This is a genomic window from Nonomuraea insulae, assembly GCF_042656245.1.
Genome location: NZ_JBHSPA010000127.1, coordinates 1 through 9,994 on the forward strand (window position 1 = coordinate 1; position 9,994 = coordinate 9,994).

General features: G+C 71.9%; 9 protein-coding genes and 1 pseudogene. 2 read left to right on the top strand and 8 right to left on the bottom strand.

What is annotated here, in order from left to right:
* A partial coding sequence (locus tag ACFPZ3_RS67470; RefSeq protein ID WP_379524856.1) for an FtsK/SpoIIIE domain-containing protein occupies positions 1–1,554 on the top strand: 1,554 nt, incomplete at its 5' end.
* A 16-nt stretch (positions 1,555–1,570) separates the two neighbouring features.
* On the opposite strand, the gene ACFPZ3_RS67475 is transcribed toward ACFPZ3_RS67470, so the two are convergent.
* From ACFPZ3_RS67475 to ACFPZ3_RS67510, 8 genes are all read right to left on the bottom strand, one after another.
* Positions 1,571–1,954: a hypothetical protein gene (locus ACFPZ3_RS67475; RefSeq protein WP_379524857.1), complete on the bottom strand. Its 384-nt coding sequence runs from the start codon at positions 1,952–1,954 to the stop codon at positions 1,571–1,573.
* Between the two features lie 63 nt (positions 1,955–2,017).
* Positions 2,018–6,574, bottom strand: a complete 4,557-nt coding sequence (locus tag ACFPZ3_RS67480) for an RHS repeat-associated core domain-containing protein (protein ID WP_379524858.1) — start codon at positions 6,572–6,574, stop codon at positions 2,018–2,020.
* A gap of 4 nt (positions 6,575–6,578) precedes the next feature.
* Positions 6,579–6,881, bottom strand: coding sequence for a WXG100 family type VII secretion target (locus ACFPZ3_RS67485; protein WP_379524859.1), 303 nt, complete (start codon positions 6,879–6,881; stop codon positions 6,579–6,581).
* 6 nt (positions 6,882–6,887) lie between these two features.
* Positions 6,888–7,478, bottom strand: a complete 591-nt coding sequence (locus ACFPZ3_RS67490; RefSeq protein WP_379524860.1) for a hypothetical protein — start codon at positions 7,476–7,478, stop codon at positions 6,888–6,890.
* A complete protein-coding gene (locus ACFPZ3_RS67495) occupies positions 7,471–7,599 on the bottom strand; it encodes a hypothetical protein (protein ID WP_379524861.1) in 129 nt (42 codons plus the stop codon). Before ACFPZ3_RS67495 ends, ACFPZ3_RS67490 begins: the two co-directional genes overlap by 8 nt.
* 64 nt (positions 7,600–7,663) lie before the next feature.
* Entirely contained in the window at positions 7,664–7,960 is a 297-nt protein-coding gene (locus tag ACFPZ3_RS67500; protein WP_379524862.1) for a hypothetical protein, read from the bottom strand.
* Positions 7,953–9,206 (bottom strand): serine/threonine-protein kinase, encoded by a 1,254-nt coding sequence (locus tag ACFPZ3_RS67505; RefSeq protein WP_379524863.1) that lies wholly within the window; start codon positions 9,204–9,206, stop codon positions 7,953–7,955. The genes ACFPZ3_RS67500 and ACFPZ3_RS67505 overlap by 8 nt, the downstream gene beginning before the upstream one ends.
* A gap of 144 nt (positions 9,207–9,350) precedes the next feature.
* A complete protein-coding gene (locus tag ACFPZ3_RS67510; RefSeq protein WP_379524864.1) occupies positions 9,351–9,722 on the bottom strand; it encodes a VOC family protein in 372 nt (123 codons plus the stop codon).
* Between the two features lie 86 nt (positions 9,723–9,808).
* Here ACFPZ3_RS67510 and ACFPZ3_RS67515 point away from each other — a divergent pair.
* A pseudogene (locus tag ACFPZ3_RS67515) lies at positions 9,809–9,994 on the top strand (extracellular catalytic domain type 1 short-chain-length polyhydroxyalkanoate depolymerase); the annotation flags it as partial.

The following is a 9,994-nucleotide window of genomic DNA, read 5'->3' on the forward strand; positions in this document are numbered from 1 at the left end:
GACGCGCGGCGGGCCGGGCGCAGCGACCAGGACCTGGCCATCGCGGCCGCGCTCGCCGCCGCGCGGGGGCTGCCCGCCGAGCCGCCGTTCCGTCCCCTGCTGCCGCCGCTGCCCGCCACGCTGCCGCACACCGCGGTGGCGGGGGCGGGCGGGGTGCCGTACGGGCTGATGGACGATCCGGACAACCAGGCCCAGCCCGCGATGGCGCTGGACCTGGGCGGGACCGAGCGGCTCATGGTGGCAGGGGGGCCGCAGTCGGGGCGCACCACGTTCTGCCGGACGTTGATCTCCAGCCTGGCGGCGCGTTGCTCGCCGTCGCAGGTGTGGTTGTACGTGGTGGAGAACCAGCCGGGCGGGCTGAGCGCGTACGCGGACCTGCCGCACTGCGGGGCCGTGGCCGGGTCCGGGGAGCCGGACCGGGTCAGGCGGATCGTGACGTGGCTGGCGAGCGAGGTGGAACGGCGGCGGCTGTCGCGGCTGACCCCCGGCGAACCCTCCTCGCCGGTCATCGTGTTCGTGATCGACGGCTGGGAGTGCTTCGAGGATCGCGGCAGCCCCGACTGGTACGAGACGCCGCTCCTGGCCACCCTGCGGAGCGTCGTGGCCGGTGGGCCGCCGGTGGGCATCCACACGGTGGCCGCGGGCGGGCACGACATGTTGCGGGGGAAGACGCCTGACCTGTTCTCGCAGCGGTTGTTCCTGCCGTTCGCCAGGGAGGAGACGCGGCGGTCGTACCTGTCGTCGGGGATGGTGTCGCCGCCGGTGCTGCCGGGGCGGGCCATCGAGGCGGCATCCGGGCTGCACGTCCAGGTCTGCCTGCCGCCCGACCACATCCCCACGGCCCGGCACAGCCGTCCGGCTGACCTGGCCAAGCAGTTCCCGCCGCTGCCCGCCGTCGTCCCGCTCGCGCGGCTGGAAGGCGCGGCCATCGGGGTCGGCGGGCCCGACGTCACACCCGTCGAGCTGGACCTCTTCGACCTCGGCCCGCACCTCGTGCTGGTGTCCGGCCCTTCGGGGTCGGGGCGCAGCAACGCCGCCCTGGTCATGGCGACGGTGCTGCTGCGGGCCGGGGTCCAGGTCCTGGCCATCGCCCCGCCCCGGTCGCCGCTGGTCCAGTCGTTGCCGGGCGCTCGGACGCTCGCCGGCACGTCGTTCGCGGACGCCGACCTCCGGGAGGCTGTGGCCGACTTCGACCGGTACGCGGTGGTCGTGGATGACTTCGACCAGATCACCATCACGGCGCGGCAGGAGAACTTCGACACGTTGCCCACCCTGCTCCAGGACATCGTCGCCCCCTCCTCGCTGGGGCGGCGGGCGCTGGTGCTCGCGGGGGACGCCACGCCGGTGCTTGAGGGGCAGCGGCGGTCCATGGCGGGGGAGGTCACGGAGATGTTGCGGTCGGGGACGCGCTTCCTGCTGACGCCCGCCAGCCGGGTTCACGCCCGGGAACACGGGGTGAACCTGGAGCCCGACCAGTTCTTCGCCGGGCCGCCGGGGCGGGGGTACGCGGGGACGGCTCGGCGACTGGATCTGGTGCAGTTCGCGGTGCTCTAGGGCGTGGAGTCCTTCGTCATGGGAGCCGGCCGGTCCTGAGCAGATGGATGGCGGTCTCCAGTTCTAGCGGCGCCTCTCGCAAAACCTGGGCCAGTAGCGCCTCGGGATCGAGTTTCGGCCGCTCGAACGGGAAATCGCCGTCGTCGAGCGTGCCGCCGGTCAGCAGTGCGGTGACCGCGGACAGGATGATCGCAAGCAGATGCGGCACGGGGGCACTGCGGGAGCTTGGCTGGAACACCACGTACCACAACTGTCCGGGCTCACGCGGGCCGGGCGGCACGAAGAACGTGACGACGTGGCCCGCACTTCCCCAGTGGAATGTCCAGGTTTCTCCCTCCTCCTCGAAGAAGACCTCAACATCCGTCACCCCGAGGATCGTTCGCATGGCGAACCCGGCCACGCGGGTGAGGGCCTCCGGGTCCGGCCGCTTCGGGCACATGACTCCGATTTCCACGGACATACATCACCCCGGAAACACGATCCAGCCGTCGGCTGAGTTGACGTAGATACTGCTAACGGTCCCCTGCCGCGTCAGACCTGGCAGCGGCCCGTTGAGGCCGAAATCGAGCACCTCCTGCCCTGGCACATTCTTCGCGTCGATGTAGACCTCCACGCCCGAGTATCCGGCATTCCGCACCGAGGTCTCCGCCGCGCCCGCCTTCTTGAGGACCATGACGGGCTTGGTGCCACCGTATTGCTTGAGGCTGACGGGCATTCCGTCGAGCCAGCCGTCGATACCCGCGAAGTTGTCGGTCGGCGGTCCCACGAACTGCCCGCCGCGCAGTTCCGTGATCTCGCGGGCCTGGATCGCCTCGTGCGGCTGCAGTCGGTTCGGGACGACGGATGGCGGTTTGCCCGCGGGCAGTTCCCTCGGATAGGCCGACAAGCCCAGCGGGTCGATCCAGGTGTGCGGGTTGCGGACGTAGGCGTGTGGGTCCCAGCCGCCGCTGAGCCCGATCGGGTCGGCGGCCGCGTAGCAGCCGGCGTCTGGGTCGTAGTGGCGCAGGTAGTTGTAGTACAGGCCCGATTCCTCGTCCTCGTACTGGCCGGGGAAGCGCAGCGGGCAGGAGACGGCCGAGGGGGCCGGGGAGAGGCCCCAGAGGGTGCGGCGGGGGCGCCAAGCTACCTCGCCCTCGGCGTTCACCAGTTCGGCGGGGGTGCCGGCCAGGTCTGTGGCGATGGCGTAGAAGCGTTCGTCCACCCACTCCTGGGAGCGTTCTGTCTGGGTCAGGGGGCGGAAGGTGCCTGGCTCCCAGTCCCAGGCCGTGGTGTGCGACTCGGTGGACTGTTCGGCGAGGGTGAGGCCGTCCCAGACGAAGTCGGTGCGCTGGGAGCCGTCGGCGCGTTCCTTGGCGATGCGGCGGCCGAGCGGGTCGTACAGGTAGCGCCAGCGGGCCCCGTCCGGGGTGGTGACGGCGGTCAGGCGGTCGTCGGCGTCCCAGGTGTAGTGCCAGGTGCGGGGCTTGGCGGACACGCGCTTGCGCTGGCGCAGGATCGTGCGGCCCTGGCGGTCGTACTCGTAGCGGGTGCGGCCCGCCTGGCGGACCATGGTGCCGGTGTACGCGCGGGGACCCTGGGCGTCGGTCTGCTCCGGCCAGGCGGCGTCGGTGATCTGGCCCGAGGCGTTGTAAGCGTACCGCTCCGACCAGCCTGTCCCGTGGACGGCGGTGACGCGGCCCACGGGGTCCAGGTCGAAGCGGCGGCGGCCGGAGAGCAGGTCGTCGATCTCCGTGAGCCGCCCGTCCCGGCGGTAGCCGTACGTGCGCCGCTGCACCACCCGGCGGCCGGGTCCGGCGGCCAGGGTCTGGGCGTGCAGGTGGGAGTCGTCGTCCCAGTCGTGGGTCAGGCGGACGCCGGCGCCGAAGGCCCTGGAGGTCTCGCGTCCGACCTCGTCGTGGGTGAAGCCGATGGTCTGGCCGGCCGTCTCGACGGTCAGGGGCAGGTCGCGGGCGTCGTAGGTCCAGATGCTCTCGGCCCCTGACGGGGTGCGGCGCAGCACCCTGCGGCCCAGGGCGTCGTAGGCGGAGGTGAGCGTGCGGCCGTTGCAGGTCTCGCCGATGACCCGGCCCCTGGCGTCGCGGGTGAGGCGCAGGTCGGCGTCCGGGTTCGCGGCGCGGGTCAGGCGGCCCAGCCCGTCGTAGTCGAACGTAGTGAGCCGGTCGCCCGCGCGCCGGCCGATGAGCCGGTCCAGGACGTCGTACACGTAGCTGGTGGACTGTCCCGCGCCGTTGACGCGCTCGGTGAGGTTGCCCGCGGGGTTGTGGACGTAGGTCAGGACGCGGCGGTTGAAGTCCGTCTCCTGGACCAGGTTGCCCGCGGGGTCGTAGGTGTAGTGCCAGGTCAGGTCCTGCGGGTTGGTGACCGTGGCGAGGCGCAGCTCGGTGTCGTAGGCGAACTCCAGGCGGGCGCCGTCGGGCGTGGTACGGGCGGTGGGCACGTCGAAGGGGCCGATCTCGAACCGGGTCGACTCGCCCATCGCGTCCACGTGCTCGACGAGGTTGTTCTCTGGGTCGTAGATCCAGCGTTCCGCGGCCCCGCCCGGGGCGGTGCGGGTCGCCGGCAGACCCTCGACCGTCCAGGTCTGGCGGGTGGTGTGGCCGAGCGGGTCGGTGACGGCGGTGACGCGGCCGAAGGGGTCGCGTTCGTAGCGCGTGGTGGCGCCGGCCGGATCGGTGATCGCGACGGGCAGGCCCGCGGGGTCGCACTCGATGGTGTGGGTGTGGCCGAGGAGGTTGGTGATCGCGGTCAGGCGGCCGCGGTCGTCATAGGCGCGGGTGCCGTCCGGGCCCGCCGTGAGGTTGCCGCGGTCGTCGCGGCGCAGGGTCGTGGTGGTGCCGTCGTAGTCGGTGATCCTGATCGTGGTCGGCTCGTGGCGGGTGGCGTCGCCGGGCCTCGTGAGCGGCTCGTCGCGGGTGGCGTCGCCGGGCCTTGTGAGCGGCTCGTCGCGGGTGTGGCGGCGGGTGGCGCCGTCGGGTCTCGTGATGGACAGCGGGGCGCCCGCGTCGTCGTAGGCGTATCGGGTGGTGCGGCCCAGCGGATCGGTGCGCGCGAGCAGGCGGTCGCACGCGTCCCACTGGTAGCGGGTGGTGTGGCCGAGCGGGTCGGTCTCGGCGACGACCTGGAGCAGGTCGTTGTGGTGGTACGTTGTGAGGTTCCCGAGCGAGTCGCGGGCCCTGGTGAGGCGGTCGCCGTAGGAGAGCTCGGCGTTGAAGACCCCCTCCGAGCCGGTGCCGTAGACACAGCGGCCCTCCAGGTCGTAGGTGTAGGCGTACCAGGTGCCGATGCGGTCGAGCCAGCGCGTCATCCGGCCTTCGTCGTCGTAGGTGAAGCGCAGCGGCAGGCCGGAGGAGTTGGTCACCTCGGTCAGGTCGCCCGCCTCGTCGTAGGCGTAGGAGATGAGGCTCTGGCCGGCGCCGCGCAGGCGGAGCTCGACGACGCGGCCCTGGGAGGTCTCGACGTCCAGGTGGTAGCCGCCGGAGTGGACGACCTCGGTGGGCAGGCCGTCGATGTAGCGGACGTCGATCCGGTTGCCGTTGCGGTCGGTGATCGCGGCGATCGGCAGCTCGCCGGGTTCCGTGGTCTCGGCGAAGTGGGTGGTGCGGCCGGTGAGCGGGTCCGTGACCGTGTAACCGGCGTCGGTCTCGTACAGGGCCAGGCGCGGGCCCTCGTCCGGGTACGCCGGGTGGCCGGGCTCCGGGTAGGGGAAGGCGAGCAGGGCGCCGGTCTCGGTGGCCAGGCATAACCCGTCGGCGTCCGCCTCCAGGCGCTGGTCCAGTGTGGAGGCCCAGGAGCGGCCGAACCAGCGGCCGGTGCGGTAGCTCGACAGGTGGGTGCGTTCCAGGCGGAGCGGGAGCACGCCGGGCAGGTCGACGTCGGTCTGCGGCAGCAGGACGACGCCGGTCGGGAAGTGCACCGGGTCCCGGCTGAAGAACTGGCGGCCACGCTGCCAGGCGCCGGTGGCCGCGGTGCCGGTGCGGGCCCCGCCGCTCCGCACGGCGGTACGCAGCGAGGTCAGCGCGTTCCCGCCGCCGCGCATGGCCAGGGCTCCGGTGTCGAGCAGGGTGCCGGCGCCGCCGCGTACCGCGGCCGCCGCGCCGCCCAGCCCGGCCACCGCCTTGGCGCCGCGGCCCAGCAGGGCCAGGCCCCTGCCCACCGGCAGCACGCCCAGCGCGGCCAGGCCGACCTGGCCCAGCGAGCCCTTGCCCTGCCGGTACTTGTTCAGCGCGTCGGCCAGCACCACCGCCCCCGCGGCCACCGCCACGCCGGCCAGGATCACCCCGGCCAGCCCTCCGGTGCCGATCACCAGCACCACCAGGCCGGCCACCATCGCCACGTTGCCCGCGAAGGACACGAAGTCGTCCCAGGACCTGAACGGCGTGGAGATCGTGTCCCACGCCTTCTGCAGCCAGGACTTGTCCTTGATGCCGCTGCCGTCCAGCGCCTGCTCGATCTCCCGCGTCGCCCTGGTCTCCGCGTCGCCACGCAGCCGGGCGGCCTCGTCGGCGATCCTGCGGGCGCGCGAGCGGTCGGCGTCGGCGTCGCGGGCCCGCTGGACCGCCGGCCGCACTGCGGCCTGGACCGTCGCGTCGGCGGCGCCGAGTGCCGACTCCACCTCGGGCAGGGTGCGCCCCGCGCCGGGCAGCCGCGCCTGTACCTCGCGCAGCGCGCCCTGGTAGACGGCGTCTGCGCCCTGCCCCTGGCGCAGGGCGCTGCCGGCCTGGGTCTTGGCCTGTTCGAGGCTGCCCGCGTACGTCATCAGCGCCTCGCCCGCGCCCCGGTACGCCTTGCCCAGCTTGGCCAGCTCGCCGGGCAGCTTGCCCAGCGCCTCGGCGTACCGGGCCGCGTAGTCGCCGCGCATCCCCAGCGACGAACTGCCGCTCGACACATCGCTCAGCTTGGCCGTGTTGTCGTCGGCCAGCCGCGCCTCTTTGAGCAGCCGGTCGGCGAGCCCCCTGACCTGCCCCGGATCCCCGGGTGCGGGGTCGCCGGCCAGCCCGAGGACCTCCCATCCGCCCGGCATGACCTCACGCTCCCGCGCCGCCGCTGAGCGAGGCGTCCAGCTCGCGGTGCTTGGCGATGGCGGTCTTGAGGAACGTGCTCATGCCCTCCAGGCCCTGCATGACCTGTCTGGCGCCGGTGTTCCACTGCTCGTAGTCCTGCTGGAACTTGCCCGAGGCCCGCTCGGTGACGAAGTCGCTGCTCACGAGCTGGTCGATCATCGACTTGAGCTGGGTCAGGCGGGACTCGATGTCCTCCTTCTCCTTGGCCAGCCGGGTCGCGCTGTTCTCCACCTGGGGGAAACTCAGGTGATGCGTGCCACCTGCCATGACGGTTCACTCTCCTTGGGGGTCGGACCAGGCCAGAGTGGCGCTGATCGCGTCGAACAGGTCGAGCATGGGCTCGGCCAGGCTCAGGTGCGGGCTGGTGAGCACCAGGTCCAGCACGCCGTGGCCGCCCGGCACCGGGATGAGGGTCTGCGTGACGACCGATTCGAGCTCGCCGGACTCGATCCCCGTCACGCGTACGGCGCGGCCCGCGTCCAGCTCCACGATCTCCACGCTCCGCCAGGTCGGCGTGCCGGGCGCGGATGGGATCGCGACGATGCCCGCGGCGATCTCCTCGACGGTGTTGGCGCCCGGCAGCCCCTCCGTGTGCAGGACCATGAGCGTGGCCAGGACGGTGCCCACGTCCTCCAGGTGGTCGGTCATCGCCGCCCCGAACACCGCCCCGTGCCGCGCCGCCAGGTCGGCGATCTCGCGCAGCACCTTCAGCAGCACCGCCCGGTGCGGGGCCAGCGCCGGTGCCGCCCGCACCCGGGCGTCCACCAGCCGGGCCAGGTCGCCGGTACGTCCCGCGCGCCAGACGTCGAACTCGTACCAGGATGCGGGCACGCGTACGGTGAACCCGAAGGGCAGATCAGCCATGGTCGGATACCTCCACGATCGTGGAACTGGCCTGGGGTCTGTCGGTGAGGGCGAACGCCAGCGACACCGCGATCGTCGCGGCCAGGATGCCGGTGAGCACGCCGAGTCCAAGTGCCTTCATGACCCACTCCCCTTCATGACGCGCTCCCCTTCATGACGCGCTCCCCTTCATGACGCGCTCCCCTTCATGACGCGCTTCCCGACCCGGTCGTGAGTGAGTCGGCCAGGGAGCCGTCGAGCGTGCCCGTGCCCTCGACGAGGGCGTCGAGCAGGCCGGCGGCGCGTTCCAGGAGCTGGTTCATGCGCTCCCGGTTGTCGGAGGACTCCTCGAAGAACCTCCGTACGGCCTCGTCGACCTTTTCCGAGCCGGTCTTCGCGTCGAGCGCGCCGGCGTTTTCTCCGTCCAATGCCGTGCGAATGGCCTTGAGATCGCGTGACACGTTCGCGGCCTCGCGACGGTCGGCGGAGAATTCCTCAGCCATTGGTCGTCGCCCCCTTGACGGTTTCGTAAGGGCGCCAATTCCGATAATCGGTCTCGATGACCTCCGAGCCGCTGAGCCGGCTCTCCACCCGCAACTGGAGCCGTACCGGCAGCCCTTTCTCATCCACCTGCAGTGTGAATCCGATCGGCCCTTCTCCATAGCTGAAAAGGCTCTCCGCGCCTCTGATCCGGTGGGCCAGCGCCGAGCCCGTGAGTGTGGTGCCGCTCCTGCTCACGTTGGGGCCGGCCGCGTCGAGCAGGGCCTTGATCGAGTTCGGGGAGCTGAGGACGCGGATGGACGGGGCCGCCCAGGCGGCGCAGGGTTCCGCCGGTGGCCGTTCCGCGTCGAACGGCACGCCGTCGGCCGCGCCCCTGTTCCCGACCATGGACACCTCGGTGGGCTGTGGAGCGTTCCGGCACGTCACTTTCATCTCGTACGAGGTGGCGGCGTTCGCGGCGAAGCTGAGCCGGCCGTCGGCGACGACCTCCTCGTCGTCGCCCCGCGAGCTCTTGCTCTCCAGGTGGAACGTGGCCGTGCGGCGGCCGATCGCGCTGACCACGTCTTTCGTGTCCGGTCGTGGTGACGGCGGGGCGGCGGCCCGGCCGGAGATCGCGACGACCACACCGGCCGCCGCGGCGACGATCAGCACGCCGATCGCGATGCCCCCGAGGTAGGCGGGCCTGCGCCAGAACGGCGCGGGCACGGCCTCGTCCACGGGCGGCGGCGGCTCGTACGGCCTGGTCCGCTGCTCTGCCTCCAGCAGCAGTTCGTGCACCGTGGCGCCCCTGGCCGCGCCGGAGTGGCCGAGCAGGATGCGTACCAGATCGACCGCCGACGGGCGCGCGAGCGTGTCCGGGCGCAGACATTCCTCGATCACGGCGCGCAACGCGGGAAGCAGCCTGTCGAAGTCGGCCCCTTCGTCCGGCGACCGCCCGGTGGCCGCGAAGACGATCACGTCCGCCCAGTCCTTGACGTCGTTCGCGGGGAAGCGGCTGTCGCGCGGCCCCGGCGCGAAGAACGCCTGCCCGCGCGGCCCGATCAGCACGTTGCCCGGGCTCAGCCGCAGCCCCGCGATCCCGCCCAGGTGCAGCCTGGCCATGGTCGTGGCGGTGCCGAGCGCGAGCAGGTAAAGCGCCTCTCCCTTGACCGGCCCCGCCGCCCTGACGACGGCGGCGAGCGATTCGCCCTTTCCCAGGTAATCGCGCGGCCGCAGGGCCAGGCCGTGGCTCCATCCCTGAAATTCCATCGCTATCCCCGTGGCAGCCGGTCAGCGCGGTCGGCACTTTCTCGGTGCCGTTTTCCGTCAGGTTGTACGAGGGAAGGCGGTGGCGGGTTCAATCGAATTCGCGAAAATCTTCCGCGTCGGCCGGAAAGGGTATGACTCTGCTGTTCAGGCGGGGTCGGCCGTGAACAACTCGTAGCTGTGGCCATTGGGGTCGCGCACATAGACACCCCGGCCTCCGCCGAGATGGTTGATCTCCCGATCCCAGCCGCTCATCGGGCCGGAACCGTAGTCCGCCGAACCGCTCTGGAGCCGTTCCATGACCGCGTCGAAGGTGTCGTCGTCCACCAGGAACGCGTAGTGGCCTGGCTGGGGGTCGCGGCGGTCGTCGAAGTCGAGCGTGAGGTCGTCGTTGACCCTGACCGGGGCGAACGGGCCCGCCTGCGGGGCCACCCTGAGGCCGAGGAGGTCGGCGAAGAAGGTGGCGGCGGTCGTCCTGTCCGTAGCGGGGACGATCAGGTGGTTCATGGTGATGGCCATGACGGCATCCCTTCAACTGGAAATACATGCGATAGGCACATAATCATATGTGCGTATCGCACGCAATCCGTCGTAAGGTGAGGCCCATGACACTCAAGGAGGCCGGTGGTGAGGACGCGCAGGTGCGGGCCGGCGGTGCGGGCCGACGATCGGAGGCCGGCGGGCCGGGCGGACGATCGGAGGCCGGCGGGCCGGGCGGACGATCGGAGGCCGGCGGGCCGGGCGGACGATCGGAGGCCGGCGGGCCGGGCGGACAAGTCGGAGGCCAAGCG

What these genes read in the sequence shown, in the direction of transcription:
- ACFPZ3_RS67480 (WP_379524858.1), bottom strand. Translation starts at nt 6,574, where the DNA reads ATGCCGGGCGGATGGGAGGTCCTCGGGCTGGCCGGCGACCCCGCACCC.
- ACFPZ3_RS67485 (WP_379524859.1), bottom strand. Translation starts at nt 6,881, where the DNA reads ATGGCAGGTGGCACGCATCACCTGAGTTTCCCCCAGGTGGAGAACAGC.
- ACFPZ3_RS67490 (WP_379524860.1), bottom strand. Translation starts at nt 7,478, where the DNA reads ATGGCTGATCTGCCCTTCGGGTTCACCGTACGCGTGCCCGCATCCTGG.
- ACFPZ3_RS67495 (WP_379524861.1), bottom strand. Translation starts at nt 7,599, where the DNA reads ATGAAGGCACTTGGACTCGGCGTGCTCACCGGCATCCTGGCCGCGACG.
- ACFPZ3_RS67500 (WP_379524862.1), bottom strand. Translation starts at nt 7,960, where the DNA reads ATGGCTGAGGAATTCTCCGCCGACCGTCGCGAGGCCGCGAACGTGTCA.
- ACFPZ3_RS67505 (WP_379524863.1), bottom strand. Translation starts at nt 9,206, where the DNA reads ATGGAATTTCAGGGATGGAGCCACGGCCTGGCCCTGCGGCCGCGCGAT.
- ACFPZ3_RS67510 (WP_379524864.1), bottom strand. Translation starts at nt 9,722, where the DNA reads ATGGCCATCACCATGAACCACCTGATCGTCCCCGCTACGGACAGGACG.